This is a genomic window from Streptomyces smaragdinus (genome assembly GCF_009604385.1).
Taxonomy (GTDB): Bacteria; Actinomycetota; Actinomycetes; order Streptomycetales; family Streptomycetaceae; genus Streptomyces; species Streptomyces smaragdinus.
This window is the reverse complement of the sequence record NZ_WEGJ01000001.1, coordinates 93,228-114,149: the sequence shown is the minus strand read 5'-3', so window position 1 is coordinate 114,149 and position 20,922 is coordinate 93,228. Positions and strand designations below refer to the sequence as shown.

At 69.7% G+C, this 20,922-nt stretch carries 21 protein-coding genes and 2 pseudogenes; 13 read left to right on the top strand and 10 right to left on the bottom strand.

Going from position 1 to position 20,922, the window contains the following annotated elements; all coding sequences use genetic code 11:
- Nucleotides 1-137: 137 nt before the first annotated feature.
- Nucleotides 138-416 carry an aldo/keto reductase gene (locus SRB5_RS00570; RefSeq protein WP_323376683.1) on the bottom strand — a complete coding sequence of 93 codons (279 nt, stop codon included), beginning with the start codon at nucleotides 414-416 and terminating at the stop codon, nucleotides 138-140.
- 185 nt (nucleotides 417-601) lie between these two features.
- Here SRB5_RS00570 and SRB5_RS00565 point away from each other — a divergent pair, with 185 nt between their 5' ends.
- The 4 genes and pseudogenes from SRB5_RS00565 to SRB5_RS00550 all read left to right on the top strand — a co-directional run bounded on the left by SRB5_RS00565 (nucleotide 602) and on the right by SRB5_RS00550 (nucleotide 3,025).
- Nucleotides 602-1,003, top strand: a complete 402-nt coding sequence (locus SRB5_RS00565; RefSeq protein WP_228389668.1) for an SbtR family transcriptional regulator — start codon at nucleotides 602-604, stop codon at nucleotides 1,001-1,003.
- A 38-nt stretch (nucleotides 1,004-1,041) separates the two neighbouring features.
- Nucleotides 1,042-1,431, top strand: a complete 390-nt coding sequence (locus tag SRB5_RS00560) for a hypothetical protein (RefSeq protein ID WP_323376681.1) — start codon at nucleotides 1,042-1,044, stop codon at nucleotides 1,429-1,431.
- A 57-nt stretch (nucleotides 1,432-1,488) separates the two neighbouring features.
- Nucleotides 1,489-2,076 (top strand): annotated as a pseudogene (locus tag SRB5_RS00555) (YdcF family protein); the annotation flags it as partial.
- 127 nt (nucleotides 2,077-2,203) lie between these two features.
- Entirely contained in the window at nucleotides 2,204-3,025 is an 822-nt protein-coding gene (locus tag SRB5_RS00550; RefSeq protein ID WP_194292791.1) for a phosphotransferase family protein, read from the top strand.
- Between the two features lie 49 nt (nucleotides 3,026-3,074).
- On the opposite strand, the gene SRB5_RS00545 is transcribed toward SRB5_RS00550, so the two are convergent.
- Nucleotides 3,075-4,244 (bottom strand): serine hydrolase domain-containing protein, encoded by a 1,170-nt coding sequence (locus SRB5_RS00545; RefSeq protein ID WP_228389667.1) that lies wholly within the window; start codon nucleotides 4,242-4,244, stop codon nucleotides 3,075-3,077.
- Nucleotides 4,245-4,515: 271 nt separating this feature from the next.
- On the opposite strand from SRB5_RS00545, the gene atpE reads away from it, so the two are divergent.
- A complete protein-coding gene (gene atpE, locus SRB5_RS00540) occupies nucleotides 4,516-4,770 on the top strand; it encodes an ATP synthase F0 subunit C (RefSeq protein WP_153449390.1) in 255 nt (84 codons plus the stop codon).
- A gap of 87 nt (nucleotides 4,771-4,857) precedes the next feature.
- Here the strand turns inward: atpE and SRB5_RS00535 are convergent, their stop codons facing one another.
- On the bottom strand, nucleotides 4,858-5,445 hold the full coding sequence (locus tag SRB5_RS00535; RefSeq protein ID WP_323376679.1) for a M15 family metallopeptidase: 588 nt from the start codon (nucleotides 5,443-5,445) through the stop codon (nucleotides 4,858-4,860).
- A 401-nt stretch (nucleotides 5,446-5,846) separates the two neighbouring features.
- On the opposite strand from SRB5_RS00535, the gene SRB5_RS00530 reads away from it, so the two are divergent.
- Nucleotides 5,847-5,999, top strand: a complete 153-nt coding sequence (locus SRB5_RS00530) for a hypothetical protein (protein ID WP_153449389.1) — start codon at nucleotides 5,847-5,849, stop codon at nucleotides 5,997-5,999.
- Between the two features lie 302 nt (nucleotides 6,000-6,301).
- Complete coding sequence (locus tag SRB5_RS00525; RefSeq protein WP_153449388.1) at nucleotides 6,302-6,649, top strand: hypothetical protein; 348 nt, start codon at nucleotides 6,302-6,304, stop codon at nucleotides 6,647-6,649.
- Between the two features lie 82 nt (nucleotides 6,650-6,731).
- Here SRB5_RS00525 and SRB5_RS00520 read toward each other — a convergent pair whose 3' ends face one another.
- Entirely contained in the window at nucleotides 6,732-7,370 is a 639-nt protein-coding gene (locus tag SRB5_RS00520; RefSeq protein ID WP_153449387.1) for a TetR/AcrR family transcriptional regulator, read from the bottom strand.
- A 60-nt stretch (nucleotides 7,371-7,430) separates the two neighbouring features.
- Between SRB5_RS00520 and SRB5_RS00515 the strand changes: the two genes are divergently transcribed.
- The 3 genes from SRB5_RS00515 (at nucleotide 7,431) to SRB5_RS00505 (ending at nucleotide 9,479) form a co-directional block, all read left to right on the top strand.
- Nucleotides 7,431-8,093 carry a class I SAM-dependent methyltransferase gene (locus SRB5_RS00515; protein ID WP_153449386.1) on the top strand — a complete coding sequence of 221 codons (663 nt, stop codon included), beginning with the start codon at nucleotides 7,431-7,433 and terminating at the stop codon, nucleotides 8,091-8,093.
- A 183-nt stretch (nucleotides 8,094-8,276) separates the two neighbouring features.
- Nucleotides 8,277-8,567 carry a DUF1876 domain-containing protein gene (locus SRB5_RS00510; RefSeq protein WP_153449385.1) on the top strand — a complete coding sequence of 97 codons (291 nt, stop codon included), beginning with the start codon at nucleotides 8,277-8,279 and terminating at the stop codon, nucleotides 8,565-8,567.
- A gap of 195 nt (nucleotides 8,568-8,762) precedes the next feature.
- The gene (locus SRB5_RS00505) at nucleotides 8,763-9,479 is read left to right on the top strand and encodes a hypothetical protein (RefSeq protein ID WP_153449384.1); all 717 of its coding nucleotides are present in this window, start codon (nucleotides 8,763-8,765) and stop codon (nucleotides 9,477-9,479) included.
- Nucleotides 9,480-9,621: 142 nt separating this feature from the next.
- Here the strand turns inward: SRB5_RS00505 and SRB5_RS00500 are convergent, their stop codons facing one another.
- The 5 genes from SRB5_RS00500 to SRB5_RS00480 form a co-directional block, all read right to left on the bottom strand.
- Nucleotides 9,622-11,232 (bottom strand): IS200/IS605 family accessory protein TnpB-related protein, encoded by a 1,611-nt coding sequence (locus SRB5_RS00500; RefSeq protein ID WP_407703866.1) that lies wholly within the window; start codon nucleotides 11,230-11,232, stop codon nucleotides 9,622-9,624.
- A gap of 235 nt (nucleotides 11,233-11,467) precedes the next feature.
- Nucleotides 11,468-12,661 (bottom strand): alpha/beta hydrolase family protein, encoded by a 1,194-nt coding sequence (locus SRB5_RS00495; protein WP_153449383.1) that lies wholly within the window; start codon nucleotides 12,659-12,661, stop codon nucleotides 11,468-11,470.
- 38 nt (nucleotides 12,662-12,699) lie between these two features.
- The gene (locus SRB5_RS36985) at nucleotides 12,700-14,937 is read right to left on the bottom strand and encodes an FtsX-like permease family protein (RefSeq protein ID WP_267132562.1); all 2,238 of its coding nucleotides are present in this window, start codon (nucleotides 14,935-14,937) and stop codon (nucleotides 12,700-12,702) included.
- Nucleotides 14,934-15,620: an ABC transporter ATP-binding protein gene (locus SRB5_RS00485; protein WP_323376677.1), complete on the bottom strand. Its 687-nt coding sequence runs from the start codon at nucleotides 15,618-15,620 to the stop codon at nucleotides 14,934-14,936. Before SRB5_RS00485 ends, SRB5_RS36985 begins: the two co-directional genes overlap by 4 nt.
- The gene (locus tag SRB5_RS00480) at nucleotides 15,617-16,141 is read right to left on the bottom strand and encodes a PadR family transcriptional regulator (RefSeq protein ID WP_153449382.1); all 525 of its coding nucleotides are present in this window, start codon (nucleotides 16,139-16,141) and stop codon (nucleotides 15,617-15,619) included. Before SRB5_RS00480 ends, SRB5_RS00485 begins: the two co-directional genes overlap by 4 nt.
- Nucleotides 16,142-16,421: 280 nt before the next feature.
- Here SRB5_RS00480 and SRB5_RS37345 point away from each other — a divergent pair.
- Nucleotides 16,422-16,508 (top strand): annotated as a pseudogene (locus SRB5_RS37345) (dihydrofolate reductase); the annotation flags it as partial.
- Nucleotides 16,509-16,585: 77 nt separating this feature from the next.
- Nucleotides 16,586-17,323 carry a VOC family protein gene (locus tag SRB5_RS00470; protein ID WP_153449381.1) on the top strand — a complete coding sequence of 246 codons (738 nt, stop codon included), beginning with the start codon at nucleotides 16,586-16,588 and terminating at the stop codon, nucleotides 17,321-17,323.
- Between the two features lie 21 nt (nucleotides 17,324-17,344).
- Here the strand turns inward: SRB5_RS00470 and SRB5_RS00465 are convergent, their stop codons facing one another.
- On the bottom strand, nucleotides 17,345-17,965 hold the full coding sequence (locus tag SRB5_RS00465) for a GNAT family N-acetyltransferase (protein WP_323376676.1): 621 nt from the start codon (nucleotides 17,963-17,965) through the stop codon (nucleotides 17,345-17,347).
- A 400-nt stretch (nucleotides 17,966-18,365) separates the two neighbouring features.
- On the opposite strand from SRB5_RS00465, the gene SRB5_RS00460 reads away from it, so the two are divergent.
- Complete coding sequence (locus tag SRB5_RS00460) at nucleotides 18,366-20,912, top strand: discoidin domain-containing protein (RefSeq protein ID WP_153449380.1); 2,547 nt, start codon at nucleotides 18,366-18,368, stop codon at nucleotides 20,910-20,912.
- The last annotated feature ends 10 nt before the right edge of the window (nucleotides 20,913-20,922 follow it).

The following is a 20,922-nucleotide window of genomic DNA, read 5'->3' as shown; positions in this document are numbered from 1 at the left end:
CCGGTGTGCCCGACCGGCGGCGCTCGTGGAGCGGCCGCCGGCCCGTGGCTCTCGTTCGATTTGCTGTTCCTGGATATCAGTTCCCGGAGGATCTTCCTTGCGGTCGTCCAAAGTCCTTCGGGGGACGGGTGCCGGCCTCAGCGGAGTTGGGCGGAGACGGCGTCGAGTCGCTCTGCCGCGTCGGAGGGAAGGTCCAGGTCGACGCCCGCCAGGTTCTCGGTGAGCTGGTCGAGGGTGCGGGGGCCGAGGATCACCGAGGTGACGCCGGGCCGCCGCAGCACCCAGGCGATCGCCACGGCGGTCGCGGTCGAGCCCAGGAGTGCCGCGATCTCGGCGACCTCGCTGGCGATGTCCAGGTTGCGCTCGGTGCGCAGTTCATTGCCCCAGGCCCGGGCGAGGTGTGACGGGGAATTCACCAGTCGTCCGATTCGCGACGACCGGTCAGGGGCGGCGTTTGCGCGCGTATCGCCCGGTCAGGACACCGGTCAGGGGAAGCCATGACCGAGGAGGCCAAGCCGCTGCGTGCGGATGCCCGGCGCAACCGGGTACGCGTGCTGGAGGCGGCCTCGGCACGATCTACCGGCACTTCCCCACCAGGGAGGTGCTCTACGAGGCGATCCTCGTCGACCGGATGGAGCGCCTGGCCGAACGCTCGGTGGCCCTGCTCGAGACGGAGGACGCAGGTGCCGCGTTCTTCGGTTTCTTCGCCGAAATCGTCGACAACGCAAGCCGGATGAAGGCCATGGCCGATGTCCTCGCCGACGCCGGAGTCGACGTCAAGGCGGGTATGTCCGAGGCCGGCGCCGCCGTGCGGTCGGCCGTCGAGGCGCTTCTGATCCGCGCTCAGCAAGCCGGTGCGGTACGAGAGGACCTGCGTCTGCCCGAGTTGCTGGCCCTGCTGGGAGCGGCGTGTCTGGCGGCGGAGCGCAACCAGTGGGAACCGGGATTGCGGGACCGGACGCTGGGGGTCGTGTTCGACGGCTGTCGTCCGCAGCAGCGCTGACGCAGGCGCCTTTTCGATCGCACGGCCAGGAGGAATCAGTGTCATACCCGCAACAGCTCACCCCCGAGGAAAAGCTTGCCGACGTGAAGAAGCTGTTGAGCCTCCCGCGAATCATCGTGATATGCGGCTCCACCCGCTTCATGGCCGAGATGAACGAGGCCGATCTGCGGGAGACCAAAGACGGAAAGATCGTCGTCAAACCGGGCTGTGACATGAAGTCACCGCACGAGCTCTGGTCCAACCCCGCGGAGGCCGAGGCGCTGAAGGCCCGACTCGACGATCTGCACCGGGCGAAGATCCGACTCGCCGATGAGGTGCTCATGGTCGGTGACTACATCGGAGACAGCACCCGAGCCGAAATCGCCTACGCCCGCTCGTTGGGCAAGCCCCTGCGGTTCACGCACCCCGAAGTGGACCCCGACGCCTGACCGCCCACCTCCACCTTCCGCAGGCATTCCTCGGAATTAATCATTTAGAGTTACCGAATGCGGCGATTGACGGGACTGGTGACAGCTGGGGCTGCGATTCTGGCCTGGGGCGAGTGGCTGAACTGGCGATGGTCTCGAGCTCTCGTGGGACACCGCGAGGGCGGGTCGGAAGCCGTGGTCGTACTGGGATATCGGAACCCGCAATCGACGGCGAACTTCATCAACCGCTGGCGCGTCCGTGCCGGAATCCGCTCCGCCGCCGCAGCCGGTCCGCGAGGCACTCTCGTGATCTTCAGCGGTGGTGCGGCCGGCGGCCGCGTAACGGAAGCCCGGCTGATGGCCGACTACGCGAAGTCGGTGCCGGGTTTCGAGGGCCCGGTGCTTCTCGAGGACCGGAGCACGACGACGTGGGAGAACGTCAGGAACGTGATCCCGCTGCTCGAGGATGCCGACCGCATCAAGTTCGTCTCCCAGCCCGCTCACGCGCTCAAGGCCCGCGCGTATCTGTGGAGGCAGCGTCCGGATCTTGCTGAGAGGCTCGTGCGAGCGGATGACTACCGTCCCGGCGAGTGGGCGGTCGGTAAACCGCTGCTGGCTCTGTACGGGCTTTGGGCACTTCGCGGTCTCGGAGCTGAAGAGCGGAAATCTCGCACAGGACGCGCTGCCCGGACAAGGGGGATGCACCGTGACAGAACTCGCCCTGCCACCAGCCTTACTGGCGTGGGTTGCCCGGACGACGGGGGAGCGTGTTGAACGTTGCGCCGTACACCCCATGTCCGGCGGCACGGTCTCCGACCTGGTGGAGCTGATCACATTGCACCTGGCCGGTGGCCGGGACGTCCAGGTGGTGCGTAAACGCGCCTCCCCGCACGAGGCCGTCGGGCTGGCGGCAGCGCAGGCGATCCGGCCTGCGGCAACCGCTGTCCCGGAGCTGATCGCCTGCGGTGAGGGCGCGGAGGGGACATGGATCATCACCCTCTTTCTGCCCGGTGCACCGCCGAACCGGGGTGCCCTGTTGCCGGCGAACCTCTTCGACTCGCTGGCCCGCCTGCACGCACGCTTCCACGGTGCGGCGGACGTGCCGGAAGGCATACCGCGCGTGGATCTGCAATGGTGGCGCCGGCTGTGCCTCGGCTGGGTCCTGCCGCAGATCGACGGTCGACGAGGTGACCACTCCGTGGGCACCGTCACGTGGGCGAGTTCGCTGATCAGCCGGGTTGCCGATCACCCTGCCGTGAGACGCACCCTCTCCCGCCTGATCCCCACGCTGCTGCACGGTGACGTCCACCCCGGCAACGTACTCGTCGAAGGCCGACACGCCCGGCTGATCGACTGGGGCAGCTGCCGGGTCGGCCCCGCCATGCTTGACCTGGCCAACCTTGTGCCCCGGGACTCCGACGGATTCGCCGTATACCGCCGGAGCTGGGAAGAGGCTGCCGGACGCTCCCTGGATACCGACGCGGCCGAGCTCGGTTATCGATGGGCCGCCCTGCAGATCCCGGTTCAGTACCTCCCCTGGACCATCGAGAACCAGCTGACCGCAGACGTCGAGGCGTCGCTCGACCGTGCCGAAAGGGCCCTCGCCGAGCTGTGAACCCGCACTGCCAGGCCACGCACACAGCGCTGCCGGAGCCGATCCCACGTCACGACCGCGGGCAGAACTCCGCGTCCGTCACCTCCCGGGCCGACGCACCCTCGGGCGCCAAGTGGTCGGTGTTGAAGTAGACGGTCATCCGGTGGCGGGCGTCGCGGGTGGAGATCGTGAGGGCCTCGAACCCGTAGCCGCCCCCGCGCTGTCCCCACAGCTCGATCCCGCAGGACGTGGTCATACGGGAGAGGCCCAGCCCGTGATTGTCGGTGCCGGCGGAGACGGTCCTGGTCATCTCCCGCAGTTGTGCCCGGGGCAGCAGCCGACCGGCGAGCAAGGCGCCGTAGAAGCGGTTGAGGTCGTCGGCCGTGCTGATGAGTTCGCCGCTTGCGCGCAGAGGCGAGGCATCGAACTCCGTGACGTCGACCCCGGGGAGGGGCGCCTGGATCTGGGCGGTGGAATAGGCCCGTCCGGACGGCTGGGGCAGCAGTTCGCGGGTGCCCGGGGCGCTGGTCTCGCGCAGCCGGAGCGGGGCGATGATGCGCCGGTGCAGCTCGTGTTCGTAGGAGTTGCCGGTGATTCTCTCCACGATCAGTGCGGCCAGCAGGTAGTTGGTGTTGGAGTACACGAACCTGGCGCCGGGGGCGGCGGCGGGCGGCTTCGACATCGCGACGGCCAGGAGTTCTCCGGGTGTCCAGGTCTCGTGGAGATGCTGGAGCCAGACGGGGCCGATCTGGTGCAGGGCGGGGTCGTTGAGGTAGTTGTATACGCCGCTGGTGTGATTGAGCAGCTGCCGTACGGTGATGCGGCGGCCGTCATGTCCGTTGCCGCGGACCAGGCCCGGGAGCCAGGTCTCCACCGTGTCGTCGATGCTGAGCCGCCCCTCCGCCTCGAGCTGCAGCACGAGGGTCGCGGTGAACGTCTTGGTGATGCTGCCCACCCGGAAGTGATCGGCGCTACGGGGCGGGCGCTTCGTATCCCGGTCCGCGACGCCGGCCGTTCCCGTCCACCGGTTTTTGCCGTCGACCACGGTGACGAGGACCCCGGGCGCACCATCGCGCACCGCCCGCTCCATCGCGGCCCGCGTCCGTGCATGCCCCGGCCGGTCGTCCACCCCGGCCGGCGCGGCTGCGGCCGGTGCGGACACCGGGATCGGCAGGAGCGCGGTCGCGAGCGCAGCGGCCACGTGGGCCAGAGCCCGGATTCTTCCGGTCATCATGAGCATGGGGCGTACTCCTTCCCGGGGCGAAGATCATCTGTCCTCAGCCAAGCAGAGGCACCAGCACCGCGCACACCGGCGATCAGTCGTGCCCGCCCCGCCTCTGGGGCGAAGACGCAGGTCACCGACTTGGCAACGCGGCAGACGGGTGGATCCCGGGTGGGTCGGCCGTCCGCGCCAGTGGGAATTCCGCGAAACGGACCGGCGGCGTCCTGTCGGCGAGCCCTCGCGACCGCGCACCACCTGACTTCGTGGATCCGGAGACAAGGGGTACGGCATGGCAGCAGGGGCGTTGAACGCAGCTGGGAACGTCTTGGGCAACCTCATCGCCCTCGGCGGACCCATCGGATACGGGCTGGCATCCGTCGGTCCCGGCGTCGGCATCGGCATAATATTCGGCAACGGCGTCCAGGCCATGGCCCGGCAGCCCGAAGTCATCGGAATCATTCGCCAGAACGTGATCCTCGGCTTCGCCTTCTGTGAGGCGCCGGCCCTTATCGGCATCGTCATGCCCTTCCTTTTCCGGGGCTGATGCCTCGAGTTGTTCGGCAGGTCGTGTCCCGCACGGAGGTGACAGGACCCACGTTGTGCGGCCGTATGTGCAGTGCTTCTCGGAGAATTATTGAGACCCCGGGAACGGCACCGAAGGGAATCCGGTGTCGAAGTGCTGATAGTCAGGCGTCTTGATGTCCTGCCAGATCCAGCCCTCGGCCCGGAAGGCCCGCCAGACGGCGTCGCCTTCAAGGATCTTCCCCGGTCCCGGGGTGCGCGCCTGCTGGGAACTGCTCGGCTGCCAGCAGGAGCACCGCAGATCCTTCCATGGGTTTTCCATCGGGTTGAGGTCGACGGCCCGCCCGTTGGCGTGCGGGGACTGCGCGGAGGGTGCGTTGGCCTGGCCCGGTCGGCGGCAGTTGAAGGCAGAGGAGTTGTCCGCGCGCATGCTGGCGTCGTCGTTCCCGCCATACTCCTCGATCGGCTTCATACGCCGGATCGGGAAGCGCTCGGCCAGGAGCCGGGCGAAGATCCGCGTCACGCTGTCCGCGACGTCCGCGTTGACGACGAGGGTGCCACGGTGTGGCTTGCCGTCGAATCCCCAGTGGGTGAGCGTCACACGGCGCAACTCGTCCCGACCGGCGGGGCAGCCGTCGTGCCATGCTCCTTCGGCCAGCATCCGCTGCCATTGCGCGGGTGTGATCGTGGAGATCACCGGGTTCAGGGAGGATGCCGGCGTACGTGTTGGAGTGGGCCGCTCGCCGGGCGACGGCGGAGCGGACGCTGCGGCCGGCGACGGGGAAGCTGCCCGAGGCGATGACTCCGGCTCGTGGCTTTGGCTCGTGCCGCACGCTGTGCTGAGCAGCACCACGGCGGCCAGTACGGCCGTTGCGCGGGCGACAGCCCAGGAACCGGGGAACCGGAACGACGTCTGTGGATGGGTCAAGTCGGTCCTTCGAAGCGTGATTGCAGATCAGCCCCTACTGTGCCGTACCAGGCCGGGACCTTACCGACCTCGCCCACCACACAGCCGCCGTGCTGGGCCGGCCCCAGGCCCTGAACCTGACAGCCAGTCTGAAGCGAACGGGACAAGGACCGCCGCAGCGCATCGACCTCATGCTCGCCACCCCTGACCAGGCTCCCGTCCTGCGCGGCTTCGACGTGATCACCGACGCGGACGTCCGTACGGCGTCCGATCATGGCCTCCTGGCTGCCCGGTTCAGCCTCCCAGGACTGCGCAGTGTCCTCACCGATCAGTCGCCCGGATGAGCGCGGCGGTCGCCCCTGGAGGCAACCGACGCCCGTGCCTCGGGGCAAGGTCCACGCCGGGGAATGTCGTCCGAAATTCGCCCTGCGCATGACGCATCCGGCTGGTTCTGGTGACCGAACCAGCAACGGAAGCGATCCTCCGTTTCCCTCGTACCCGTGGGCGGCCGGTTCGGGCCGGCGCTCCTTGGAGAGGTGGTTCTGTGGACATCGTGAGAGGTCGGCTCGGTCGTATCGGTCTTGGAACAGCGTTGATCGCGGCCGCGATCGTCGTGCCGGCAACACCCGCCGCCCCGGCGGCCCCCGTGAGTTTCGATGAGATCTGCACTCTGAACGTCGAACTCCCGCGGATCAATCCCGGCACGAGGCGGATCGAGGGACCGGCGACGGTCACGTGCAAGCAGGTGGCCCTGCTGATCGAGCTCCAGGTGTTCGTCAACCGCAAGGGCGACTCCACGGCCACCAGGATCAACGACAAGACCCGCGACAACAAGGTGTTCACCCTGGTGGCGGAAACGGCGTCGTGCCGCAGCGGCGAGTGGAAGACCTCGGCGGTCGCCCGGGTCACCTTCTCGAACCCGGCCGGATATGTGGAGACCAAGGGCGGCTACAACCCGCCGGACCCCGCGCCCGGGCTGCAGCTCAACTGCTGACCCTGGTTTATGCCTTGGCGTCAGGCGCCCCCTGCCGCGTACCCGCGGCAGGGGCGTGGTGTTGCGGGTGGGCCCGGGAGGTCTAGCCGGGGTCGGTGCAGAGCTGGGAGGTCAAGGTGGTGCGGGCCCACTCCTCCCACGTGTCCGGTGACCAGTCGCGGTCGCGGACGAAGAGCAGATAGAGCTCTGGGCTGAGCAGGCCGAACAGCAGGTCGGCGGCTGTCTCGACGGTGAGGCCGGGGCGGGTGTCGGGTTTGCGGACCAGGGCTTCGGCCGCCGCGTGCTGCACGGTGTAGCGGGGGTCGGGGTCGTCCGGCCACTGTGCGGCGATCTCGGGGTCGGTGGCCGCGGCGGCGGCGATCAGCGGCATGATCGGGGCGACCCGGCCCAGGATCTCGCGGGTGCCGTGGACGTGTGCGCGCAGTTGGCCGGCCGCGGTGGGCTCGGCGCACGCGGTGCGGAACCACTCGCGGTCCATGGTGGCGACCGGCTCGGTGTCCCCGGCGATGGATGTGTCGACGACGTCCTTGAACAGCGTGCGTTTGTTGCGGAAGACGAAGTACACCGTCTGGACGGCCACGCCCGCCCGGTCCGCGACCTCCTGCAGGCTCGTCGCCCCGTAACCCTGCGCGACGAACAGCTCGCGGGCCGCCTCGACGACCTTCTCGCGGGTGCGGCGCGAGCGCTCCGCTCGTTTGTCCGGCCGCTTGACCTTGTCCATGCGGCGACTATATCTCTAGAGTCAGACACTAGAGTTCAACTCTAGAAACTGGAGGAGATCATGGAACAGCCAGCCACCGCCCAGAAACCGCAGCCGGATCCGGCCTCGGAGCAGCGCGAGGAGGAGTCCGTCCACCGCGCGCTGGAGCGCTACTACCGCAGCGGCAAGCCGCCGTGGGACACCGGCGTGACGCCGCCCGAGCTGGTGGCCCTGGTGGAGGGTCCCGGCGCGCTGTCCCCCGGCCGCGCCCTCGAACTCGGCTGCGGTACGGGGACCAACGCCGTCTACCTCGGACAGCGCGGCTGGGAGGTGGAGGCCGTCGACCTGGTCGACGGTGCGGTCGATCTGGCCAGGCAGAAGGCCGCGGAGGCGGGAGTGGCGGTACGGGTGCTGCACGGCGACGCCACCCGCCTCGACGAGCTGGACGTGCCGGGTCCCTTCGACCTGTTCTTCGACCTGAGCTGCTTCTGCGGGATCCCGCTCCACCGCCGCGACGCCTACGCCGCCGGGCTCACCGAACGCGCCGCTCCCGGAGCGCGGTTGCTGATGTTCGGGTACGGTCCGGAGCCGGTCGGCAACCCGGTTCCCGAGGTCGCGTCGTGGGCGGCGGGCGTTACGGCCGACGAGCTCCGCGCCCGCTTCACCGGCTGGGAGCTGCTCGACGTCACACCGGGCACCAACCCGGTGCCGACCTTCTGGTTCACGCTGCGTCGCGGGGCCTAGCGGTCGCGGGTTTCTGCAGGTGCGTACGTTTCGCGCCGCCCGGGCAGGGCTCGGGCGGCGTGTTACCGCTTCATCCGTGGACCGCCGGGCCCGTCGCTGCCCGAGCGCTCCGTGAGACCTGCGCACGGGTGCTGATCAGGAGGGAGAATGGAGGTGCCGGGGGATTGCGGGAAGGAGGCCGTGATGGATGCCAAGCGATGGACCGTGCAGATCTACATCACGGAGGAAGGCGACGAGACCCGCGCGCGTGCCGTGCTCAGCACCCAGGACACCTCGGACGTGGCGGGCAAGGGTGTGGCACGGCGCAATCCGGTCGACCGGCCGGTGCCGGAGATCGGCGACGAGCTGGCCGCGAGCCGCGCACTGGGGGAGCTGTCGACCCGCCTCCACGACATTGCGAGCGACGACATCGTTGACCTCGCGGGTCCTGCCGAGGGTCAGGAGAAACGGATCGGATGGGCCATTCCCGGCTGAATCCGGGATCGGCGATCCGGGCCCGGTGCCGAGGTGATGGCGGTCGCGGCGACGGGAGCACGGTCACCGGACGCTCGACCTCCTCACCAAGGACGCACGCCGACCTCCGGAAGCCTGGCCCATCCGGCCCCATGCCCGCGCCGCGTGTGACTGGGAGACTCGGCCGGGACGTGACAACGCGGGGGGTAACAACGCATGACAACAGGCGCTTTCGACGGACCGGTCCCGGAAGAGGACCCTTCCGGCAATCGTGTCCTCGACCTGCTGGACAGGGCAATCAACGCCCAAACCCCACTGGTGCGCAAGAACATTACCCGAGCCAGGCAGCGCAAGGCGGAGGCGACACCGGCGCAGGTCATCCGCAACCTGGAGCGGGTGTACGTCAGCACGCTGACCGGCACGGGTGCCGCGGTCGGAGGAACGGCAGCCGCACCCGGCGTCGGTACCGGCGTCGCGCTGGCGCTGTCGGCCGGCGAGACCCTCTCCTCCCTTGAGCTGAGCGCCCTGTTCGCGCTCTCGATCGCCGAGGTCCACGCAGTCCCCATCGACGAGATCGAGCGCCGCCGGACGATCGTGATGGGGATCATGCTCGGCGGGAGCGGATCCGCCACCATCACCAAGGTCGCCGAGCGCACGGGACAGCACTGGGGACGCCAGATAGTCGCCAAGGTGCCGGTCGCGACACTGCGTCAGATCAACAGCGTCCTGGGAAGGAACTTCGTCACGAAGTACGGGACCAAGCAGGGAATCATCGTTCTCGGCCGAATCGCGCCCTTCGGCATCGGCGCTGTGATCGGCGGCGGCGCCAACGCCGCCATGGCCGCGATGGCGGTGAAGGCCGCCCGCCGGGCATTCGGCCCACCGCCGGAGTCGTGGCCACCGGAGGACGACAGCGCGCCGCTGTCGTCCTGAGCCGACACAGGGAACGCTCGGTGCGCGGTCGGCGCTGGCAGGTCATCCGCTGGCCATCGACGAAGCCCGGTCGTCGGTTGGGTCCGGACCGCCCCCAGACAGGCCGGGGATGCAACCATTCCTTGCAGAGCTGGAACCGTTCCTATTCAGTGAGCAGGAGTGGGTGTTGGATCCATTCCTGTTCGCTGCGGACATCCCGAACGGTGTTGGGTGTCCTGGTCGCCCGCTTTCGCCCGGGGTCCGGGCCGGCGGATCGTGTCCGTGGTCCGGGGGTCCGGGGGCGGGTTTCCTCACACCCTGGGGTGCCGTGTCCGGCCTGGGCGGTCCGATGCCCCGCACGATCGCTCCGGTCGTGCGGGGGCGGTGCCGTCCGTCGCCGGATACGGTGCCCGAGGGCGCGTCGTCCGATCGCCACCGCAGCAGCATCGTGACGAGTCGGTGTACGTCTGCTGGTGGTGAGGGGCTTCTGCCAGTGCCGGGCGCCCCACCGTGAGGTGTAGGCGGGGTCGACCGCGACGACGGGGATGCCGAGTTCGGCGGCCATGGACACCAGCCGCGCCCGCAACTTGGCGACCGGCATCCCCGCGATCAGATGCCGGAAGCGTTTACGGCGTCCGTGTTTCTCCCGGGTGGTTTCGGCGGTGAAGTCCAGGTCCTCGACCGCGATCGCCAGGTGGTGCCGGGCGGCCCAGTGCAGGAGCCGGGTGAGGGCGTGACGGACTTGTGCGTCGCGGTGTGTGGCCGGGCCGGTGAGGTCGTAGGCGAAGCGGCGGGGTTCGCCGACGGGGTTGCCGTGCGGGTCGAGGCGCCAGGCGGCAAGGTGGTCGGCGTTGGTGTCCACCCCCACCACACCCCCAGCCACCGCCGCCGCCAGCGGCACCGTCTGCACGGGCGGAGTGGTCCAGGCGGCGGTCAGGTACCAGCGTCCGCGTTCCGGGTCGAAGGTGATGCGGTAGGCGACGGCCCGGTCCGATGTGACGCGGTCGGCCCACTCGTCGCCCCGGTGCGCGAAGGCGACCGGGCCGGTGAGGGTGTAGCGGCCGTGCGGACTGTTGGCCAGATGGGCCAGCGGTGCGGGCAGTTTGATGCTGACGTCGCCGCCCGGTGTGACGCGGATGGTCTCGTTCCCGAACCGCTTCCCACTCTCACCGTCCGCGGACAGGAACCAGCGCGCCGCCTCCCACCCCTGGCGCCACTGCTCCTGGGTCAGTTCCGCCTCGGACAGGTGGTGGCGGTTGCGGGCGCGTCCCTTGCCGCCGCGCACCGCCCGTACCCGCCCCGCCTCGTAATCGGCACGCTGCGCGTCGAGTCGGTCCTGCAGGACCCGCAGGCGGCGTGACTTGGCGAACCACTCCCGCTGGGAGCCGTAGCCGCCCGGTGCCCGTTTGCTGCCCTTCGCGCCGATCGGCAGCGACAGCCGCTGCGAGATCATCGCGATACCGGCCTGAAGGTTCTGGATGTGTGCGTGCTGCCCGCGCCGGGCCAGCCCCCACTGATCGTGCGACGCCTTCGTGATCGACCCCGCCCACCGCGATGACGACTTCCCGGTCAGCGCCCGCTTATGCACCGCCCACGACTCGGCCGAATGTGCCGTCCCGTCCGCACAACGCTGCTTCAGGTCCGCCGATGCCAGCGAGCCCAGATGCGCGCCGACTTGCCGTAGCACTTCCTCGTCCCCGGGCGTGAGGTGCTTCAGACGGGTACGGACCGACACCCCGGCCGGACCCGCCACCACGATCGACTCCGCCAACACCCGCACCACACCCACCCCCAACCAGATCAACCCGGCCCAGTCCCGTGATCAACGACCCTGGCCCACAAAAGTCACCCCATCAGACAAACCCGCAGACGCCGCACACTCACTAAGACACACTCACGCTCACCCATACACACTCATCAGCCAACAGCTCCAACCCCCGGAAGCCGACCGCGCGCATGCGACCCTAGTCCCGGGCACTGACAACCGTTGAGTGCCGCGGCTTACGGCCTTACGGGAGGAACCTCACCTCCGGGAAGGCCGTGCTCGGACCCTCGAGAAGCCGTCCTCGGCGGTGCCGCAGATGCAGGTCGAAGAAGGCGAGTGGATAGGCCTGTTGGATTCGGACCGACCGGACCGGGTCGAGGGTGCCGATGTAGTCCTGGATCTGCTGGTCGGACATGCCGAGGATCTTGCCTGCCTGCGGTATCAGCGTCGCGTTGTCGCCGTAGGAGCCGTGGATGGCGCCCTCGGCGCGGACGTCGAGCCTCCAGTCGCGAAGGTGCGTCCAGAACTCGGCGACGTCCGGCTCGGCGGCCCGGGTGAAGTCGGCGGTCAGCATCATGAACGGGCGGTCCAGGTCAGTCGTGATCGTCGGCTGCATCGGGCCGTCGATGCCGAGTCCGGCCCGTACGCGCCGGTCGGCGAGCATGGTGAGCGCGGTGGCGGTGCCGCCCTTCGACCAGCCGAACGCGCCGGTGCGCTGCGGGTCGAGGGCGCCGAGCAGCCCGTGGGGCAGCGGCTTGCCGTCGGCGTCGGGGTTGCGGCCGGCGGCGAGTGCCTCCACGCAGTCGAGCAGGAACCGGAGGTCCGCGGCGAAGTCCCCCGGGTACATGGGGACGTCGTCCGGGGTGACCACCCGGCCGTCGGGGAACTCGGCGAAGGTGTCGTGGGTGTGGCCGACGGTGATCACCACGAAGCCGTGGGCGGCGAGTTCCTGGACCATGATCGTGTGATCGCTGCGGTGGCTGCCGGAGCCGTGCGAGTACAGGACGACGGGCAGGCGGTGGCCCGTGCGGTGTACGGGGGCACCCATGTGCCCGGCGGTGAGGGGGCCGAGGGCGGGGGCGAGGGGGAAGCCGGCGTCCGTGAGGAACACCCGTAATGCGCCTTCCGTCATCCAGGGCGCGCGCGGCAGGCCCTTCGTCCTGCGGGCGGGGTACCAGACGTCGGCCATCAGCTCGCGGCGATGTCCCGGGCCGGCCACGGGGTCCGGACGTGAGGTGTCGACGAGGCGGAGCGACACCACGCCGACCTGGTGCGGGCCGGTGGGCGGCGGCAGGGTGAGTCGCGCCGGGCCGGGGGCGGTCGGAGCCGCCCACGCGCGGGACAGCGGCACGGCGGTCCCGAGCCCGGCGGTCAGCATCGCCCCCAGCAGGTGACGGCGCGTCATCGGATTTCGGCTGTCGGAAGCCGTGGCGGTCATGGATCCTCCTGAGTCCGGATTTCCTGGGAGTCGGTGGGTTAGCCGTTACGGGCGGACTCCGGTCCGGTGATGCGCCTGAGCAGGGGGAGGGTCGAGGCGATGATGCCCAGCGAGGCGACGAGGCCGAGGGCGACGAACGCGTAGTACGACGTGCTCGGTGACACCAGGTCGTACTGGAGCTGCGACTTCAGGAACAGGGCCGAGGCCGCGAAGCCCGTGCCGGTCGAGATCGCGGCCACCGCCAGCAGCGGCAGCGCGCTCTCCAGGCCGATCACCCGCTGCAGCAGCCGCAGCGGTGCGCCGGTGAGCCGCAGCAGCGCGAACGGGCGGCGGCGGTCCGACAGACCCGCGACCACGCTGACCGCCAGGCTGCAGCCCGCGATGGGCAGGGTGGTCATCAGCACCACGTCGGCCAGCTTCCGCCAGCCGGCCAGCGATCGCTGCTGGTCGCTGGCCTGGTCGTCCACCGTGCGGATCTGGTGGCGCGGGTAGGCGGTGGCGAGGCGTGTCCGTACGCGTTCCATGGCGGTCGTCGATCCGTCGGTGGCCACGTAGAGCACTTGTACGGGCAGTTCGGCGACGGCCGCGGGGCTGATGGGGGCGGCGGGCCACTGCTGGTCCGGGTGCGACTGCATGCCGGCGAAGGCGTAGGGGTCGACGGCGGTGACGGTGGCGCCGGCCGGGCAGTGGCCCACCATGGGCGTCTGCGTGAGGTCGGAGCAGGTCACCAGGGCCGGCGGGTCCTGGTGGGGTCCTGGATGCGCCGGCGCGCCGACCCCGTCGGGGTTGGCGTGGGCGACGGCCGCGCCCCGTACGCCCGGTATCGCGCGTATGTCGGCGAGCAATCGGGTCGGGACGGCGTCGGCCAGGGGTGCCCGGTCGCCGCTGCCGGCCTCCACCACGGTGCGGGTCTGCGGGTCGCCGTCCAGCGTGGCGCGATTCTCGTTGATGGTGCCGATGATGCTGACGGTGGCGGTGGTCACGAACAGGGCCAGGACGAGGCCGCTGACCGCGCGGAAGCCGGCTCTCGGGTCGTCGGCGAGCCGCCGTACCGCGATGAGAGTGGCCGGGCGCCGGGTGCGGTGGGCGACCGCCCGGGCGACGACCATGGTCAGCCACGGTCCAGCGATCACCAGGCCCAGCATCACCACCAGGAAGCCGGGGAGATAGGCCGCGGTCTGGCCGTTCCCGGTCTCGGGGCGGCTGTCGGTCAGGACGAAGTACGCCAGTTCGCCCAGGCCCGCCAGCAGCGGGATCAGCCGCCAGGCGCGCGGCGGGCGCGGCGTCACCCGGCGGCTCACGCCGAGCGGGGAGACGGTGACCCGGCGCAGGGCGAGGCGCGCCGCGATCGCGGCCGCCAGCGGTACGGCGACGACGACGGCGAGGATCTGCGGGGCGTCGAGCGTCAGGTCCGAGAGGAAGAACCGCTGCTGCCCGGTCATCGGAATGGTGGCGACCAGCGGGCGCAGCGCGGCGTAGACGCCGAAGCCGGCCATCGTTCCGGCGGCCGCCGCCAGCGCGGACTCCACCGACGAGATCACCGACACCTGCCGGGGAGTGGCGCCGACCAGCCGCATCGCCGCGTAGCGCTGTTCCCGTGCGGCGGCGGACAGCCGGGTGGCGGTGGCGATGAAGATCAGCACCGGGAAGATCAGGGCCCCGGCCACCACCGAGTAGATGAGCGTGAGCGCGTCTCCGCGTACCTCGTTGCCCCAGCACGCGTGGTCGCAGCGGGCCGGCCGGGTGTCGGCGATGGTGGTGACCGCTCGTGCTTCGGGCGCGTCCTTGATCTCGGCGGGGGTACGGCCGTTGACGGCGATCAGTGAGTCCGGGGAGGCCAGGGCGGCGTTGCCGATGGTGCCGGCGAGTCGTCCGGGGAAGCGGTCGCCCAGCTCGTCGGCGGGGGTGTCGCGGATGAGTTCGGCCAGGGCGGGTGAGGCGTAGTACTCGCCCGGTGCCGGCAGGCGCGTCAGGCCCGGTGGTACGGGCGAGGTGGGGCCGGTCGCGGCGACGTCGATCTCGGTGACGGGGTTGCCGTCGTAGTAGTCGCCGTGCCCCCACCACCACAGCGGGTCCGCCGACGACTGTTCGGTGCGGCTCGCGGCGCCGGTGTCGAGCCACACCTGCCGCTCGTTCGTCCGCTCGACGGCGTTCATGCTCGCCAGGGTGGACAGCAGCAGGCCGACTCCGATGGCGACGGCGGCGGTGATCATGGCAAGCCGGGCGAGGGCCTCGCGGCCGCCGCTGAGGGCGAGTCGGAGTGCGAAGGCGATCACGAGGCGATCCGTTCGGCCGTGAGGAGGGTGGCCCTGCCGTCGCGGACGATGGCCTCCCGGTCGGCGTGCGCGGCGACCCGGGGCTCGTGGGTCACCAGGACGATGGAGGTGCCCTCCTCGTGGGCCGCGTCCACCATCAGGTCCATCACCTGTTCGCCGGTGAGCGAGTCCAGCGCTCCGGTGGGCTCGTCGGCGAAGAGCACCCTGGGCCGGGCCACCAGCCCCCGGGCCAGCGCCACCCGCTGCGCCTGCCCGCCCGACAACTCGCCGGAGCGGCGCCGCTCCAGACCGTCCAGGCCCAGCCGGGCGAACCAGGGCCGGGCCTCGGCGAGCGCCGCCGCCCGGCGTTTGCCGGAGAACAGCAGCGGCAGGGCGACGTTCTCCTCGGCGGTCAGCTCGGGGACGAGCTGGCCGAACTGGAAGACGAAGCCGAAGGCGTCGCGGCGCAGGGCGCTGCGGTCGGCCTCGTTCAGGGTGTCGATGCGGCGTCCGTCGAAGTACACCTCGCCGGTGTCGGGGATGAGGATGCCGGCCAGGCAGTGCAGCAGGGTGGACTTGCCGGAGCCGCTCGGGCCCATCACGGCGAACACCTCGCCGGCCCCGACGGCCAGGGAGGCGCCGCGCAGGGCGGGCGTCTCGCCGAAGGACAGGGCGACGTCACGGGCCTCGATCAGGGCGGTCACGGGCGCACCGCCTCGGCGAGGGTGTCCATCCGGGCCGCGGTCAGGTCGATCCACCGCAGGTCGGCCTCGAGGTGGAAGAGGCCGTGGTCGGCGAGGAGGGCGTCGACGATGGGGCCGGTGCGGCGCAGTTTCGTGAGCTCGTTCATGCGCCGCAGGTGGGCGGCGCGCTGGGTGTCGAGGTACTGCTGGGCGTCGCGGCCGAGCATGAGGGCCAGCACGACCTTGGTGAACAGGACGGTCTGCAGGTTGGGTTCGGGGGCCACCGGTTCGGTGAGCCAGGTCTCGAGCTCCGTCGCGCCCGCGTCGGTGATCACGTAACGCTTGCGTTCGGGGCCGACTCCGGGCTCCGCCTCGCCGGCGATGACCTTTCCGTCCCGGGCCAGGCGGCCGAGCGTTGTGTAGACCTGCCCGTACGGCAGCGGTTTGCCGCGGTTGAAGAAGGCGTCGTAGTCGCGCTTGAGGTCGTAGCCGTGGCTCGGCTCCCGCTCCAGGAGCCCCAACAGGGTGAGAGGAACACTCATGGGAGGACCATACACCGTAGATATACTCCGAGTGTATATCTGCTGAGAGTTGATCCCTGGGCCTCGCAAAGGGGCCGTCCTCAGCAGCCGTTGTGCGGCAGGACCGTCAAGGCCCACACGATGTGTCCGTGGCGTCGGCAATGCTGTGGGCATGGAGTACGTGTCCAGAGTGCCGCGACCGCCGCTGGACGGGCTGATCGACGACCTCTACTACCCGGCCCGCCGTTGCCGAGCTGCGGGACCGGCTGGCCGCGGTGGACGGACCCCACGCGATGCTCCGGTCCGGGCGCAGCCTCTGCTGGAGGATCCTGACGTGGTGATCCAGGACAACCGGGTGCTTCACCTGCGCTACCAGGTCCGCCGTTGAGTCCGAATCCGACGGTATCCGGTCGGGCGTGTGCTTGATCGGGGGTCCGGGCCGTCGGGGCTTCTAGGATCTGCGGTATGGCGACGCGACTCGTGCAGATCAACATGAAAGCCCGGGACGACTCCGAACTCGGCCGGTTCTGGGCGGAGGTACTGGGCTGGGGCATCGACAGCGAGGAGCCGGGCGTAACCAACCTCGAGCCCCTGGGGTTCGCATATCCCGATCCGGTGGCCGTGGTCATCGACATCGCCGCGAGCCGGGAACCCAAGACGGTCAAGAACCGCGTGCATCTGGATCTGGCCACGACCTCGAAGGCCCACCAGGCCGAACTGGTCGAGCGGTTGAAGGGACTCGGTGCGACGCTCGCCGACGTGGGGCAGGGCGACGTCCCCTGGACGGTCATGGCCGATCCCGAGGGCAACGAGTTCTGCGTACTGGAGCCCCGCCCGGTCTACCGGGACACCGGACGGATCGCCGCCGTGGTGGTCGACTGCGCCGACCCGCGAAGGATGGCCCGGTTCTGGGACGAGGCGATGGACTGGACGCTGCACGAGGTCACCGACGATTACGCGACCATGCGCTCCGCCAAAGGCGTCGGACCCTACCTGGAATTCGTCCGCACCTCCGACACCAAGAGCGTGTGGAACCGCGTCCACCTCGACATCCGCCCGTACCCGGGTGACGACCCGGACGCGGAGGCGGCCCGACTGCGCGCCCTGGGCGCCACCGACCCGGACATCGATCAGTCCGCGATCCCCTGGACGGTTCTGGTCGACCCGGAGGGCAACGAATTCTGCCTCCTGACGCCTCGCTGACCGCCGGCGGCGATGCCGGCCTCATCGCCGGTCGGCTGGAGGACGGCCGTGGTGTCGTTCCCAGTCGGGCGCGAGGACCGACATGATGATGTCGTCGACCCATGCACCGTCGTACAGCAGCGCGTCGCGCCGGATGCCCTCGACGACGAACCCCACGTTCTCGTAGGCACGCCGGGCACGCGGGTTGAAGGCGAACACATTCAGCGAGATCCGGTGCAGACCGAGGCTCTCGAAGCCGTAACCGACGATCAGCCGGACCGCTTCGGTCCCGAGCCCGCGGTCCTGACCGGCCGGGGCCAGGGCGATCCGGAAGTTGCAGCTGCGGTTGGCGCCGTCGAACTCGTTGAGTACCGCCTCACCCGCACAGGTGCCGGTCGCCCGTTCGACGACGGCGAGGTCCAGCCGGTCCGTCTGCGCGTGCCGGGTGCCGTACCAGGCGCGCATGGCCTCCTCGGCGGCCTCGTCCCAGGGATCGCTCTCCGCCGGTCCGTGGGTGCTGCCGGTCAGCCGGCCCACCTCCGGATCCTGGAGCAGCGAACGGAGTACGGGAGCGTCCTGGTCCAGCAGGAACGGGCGCAGGAGCACCTTCTCGCCGACGAGGGTGGGCTTGACGCTGAAGTCCGCCTGCGAATGATCTTTCACGGCGCGATTCTGGACGCATCCGGGCTTCTCGGCAATCGAGTTCCCCGGTCCCGGGCACCCGGTGCGAACCGGATCCCTCCGTCACCGTACGACTACTCCAATTCCTGACGGCACGGCTGGCGTTGGCCGCGGCCGGTGGCGGCATCGGTGCAGGTCGGCGGACGAAGCACGGCGTTCTCGGTGATCGATTCGTTCAGGTCCTGAAAATTAGATCGCTCCCGGGGGCTTGTCGAACGGTGGGTTCGACCCTTAAATCAAATCTTGAACTAAGCCGTTTCATATGACTGCTCACCCCTCCGCCCGCAGGAGGGACTTGATCCACGGCGCCCGCCGATCCAGACGTGCGCCCAGGTGACGGTCCTCTCCGGGGCCTCGACCTACCTCCCACGGAGTGACACGCATGAGACTCAGTTCCTTGGGGATCGCCCTCGCCACCGCGGCGGCGCTGCTGGCTATCCCCGCCCAGACCTCACCGGCGGCCGCCGCGGACACGCCGCTCTCCCAGGGCAAACCGGCCACGGCGTCCTCCACCGAGAACGCCGGGACCCCCGCGTCGTACGCCGTCGACGGCAACAACGGCACCCGCTGGTCGTCCGCCGCCAGTGACAGCCAGTGGCTCCAGGTCGACCTCGGCCAGTCGCAGGCCCTCAGCCAGGTCGTCCTGAACTGGGAGACCGCCTACGCGAGGGACTACAAGATCCAGGTCTCCGACAACGCGAGCACCTGGTCCGACCTCAAGTCCGTCACCGCCTCCGACGGCGGTACCGACACGCTCGACGTCTCCGGTACGGGCCGCTACGTGCGCATGCTGGGCATCACCCGGGCCACCCAATGGGGTTACTCCCTCTGGGAGTTCCAGGTGTTCGGCGGCTCCGGCACCCCGCCCACCGACACCTGCTCGACCGCGAACGCCGCCACGGGCCGCCCCGCGACCGCCTCCTCCACGGAGAACGCCGGTACCCCGGCCTCCGCCGCGTTCGACGGAAACAACGGCACCCGCTGGTCCAGCGCCGCCTCCGACCCCCAGTGGGTCCAGGTCGACCTCGGTGCCACGCAGACCATCTGCAAGGTGGACCTCAACTGGGAAGCCGCGTACGCCAGGGACTTCAGCATCCAGGCCTCCGTCGACGGCCAGAACTGGACGACCCTCAAGAGCGTTACGGGCGCCACGGGCGGCCAGACCTCGTACGCAGTCAACGGATCGGGCCGCTACCTGCGCATTTACGGGACTTCCCGCGCCACTGTCTACGGGTACTCCCTGTGGGAGGTCGCCGTGCACACCGGGTCCGGCGGCACCACCCCGCCCGTCGAAGGCGGCGGCGACCTCGGCCCCAACGTCATCGTCGTCGACCCGGGTACGGCGAACCTGCAGGGCAGGTTCGACCAGGTCTTCGCGCAGCAGGAGGCGAACCAGTTCGGGACGCAGCGCTACCAGTTCCTGCTGAAGCCGGGCACGTACAACAACATCAACGCGCAGATCGGCTTCTACACCTCGATCTCCGGTCTCGGTCTCAACCCCGACGACGTGCGGATCAACGGTGACGTGACGGTCGACGCCGGCTGGTTCAACGGCAACGCCACCCAGAACTTCTGGCGCTCCGCCGAGAACCTCTCCGTCAACCCGGTGAACGGCACCGACCGCTGGGCCGTGGCCCAGGCCGCCCCGTTCCGCCGTATCCACGTCACCGGGGGCCTCAACCTCGCACCCAACGGCTACGGCTGGGCCTCCGGCGGGTACATCGCCGACTCCAAGATCGACGGGACCGTCGGCCCGTACTCGCAGCAGCAGTGGTACACCCGCGACAGCTCGGTGGGCGGCTGGACCAACGGCGTGTGGAACATGACGTTCACCGGTGTGCAGGGTGCCCCGGCGACCAACTTCGACACCGGCCCGTACACGACGCTCGACAACACGCCCGTCTCGCGCGAGAAGCCCTTCCTGTATCTGGACGGCAACGAGTACAAGGTGTTCGTCCCCGCGAAGCGCACCAACGCGCGCGGCGTCTCCTGGCCCGCCAATGCGGGTTCCTCGCTCCCGCTGAGCCAGTTCTACGTCGTCAAGCCGGGCGCGACGGCCGCCACCATCAACCAGGCACTGTCCCAGGGCCTGAACCTGCTCTTCACACCCGGCGTCTACCACCTCAACCAGACGATCAACGTCAACCGCGCCAACACGGTCGTCCTCGGCCTGGGACTCGCCACGATCATTCCCGACAACGGCATCGACGCCATGCACGTCGGCGACGTCGACGGCGTGAAGCTCGCCGGGTTCCTGATCGACGCCGGGCCGGGGCGGTCGGACACGCTGCTGCAGATCGGTGCGGCCGGCGCGAGCGCCGACCACGCCGCGAATCCGACCACCGTGCAGGACGTGTTCATCCGCGTGGGCGGTGCGGGCCCCGGTCTCGCCACCAACTCCGTGGTCGTCAACAGTGACGACGTGATCGTCGACCACACCTGGATCTGGCGCGCCGACCACGGCAGCGGTGTGGGCTGGGAGACGAACCGGGCCGACTACGGACTCGTCGTGAACGGTGACGACGTCCTGGCCACCGGTCTGTTCGTGGAGCACTTCAACAAGTACGACGTGCTGTGGAACGGCGAGCGCGGCCGTACGATCTTCTTCCAGAACGAGAAGGCCTACGACGTGCCCAACGCCGCCGCCATCACGCACGACGGCATCGTCGGATACGCGGCCTACAAGGTCGCCGACAGCGTGAACACGCACGAGGCATGGGGGCTCGGCAGCTACTGCAACTTCACCGCCGACCCGAGCATCGTGCAGCAGCACGGCTTCCAGGTCCCGGTGAAGTCGGGCATCAAGCTGCACGACATCCAGGTCATCTCGCTGGGCGGCATGGGTCAGTACGCCCACGTCGTGAACAACACCGGTGCCCCGACCTCGGGTACCAGCACCATTCCGTCGAAGATCACGTCGTTCCCGTGATCCTCAGGTA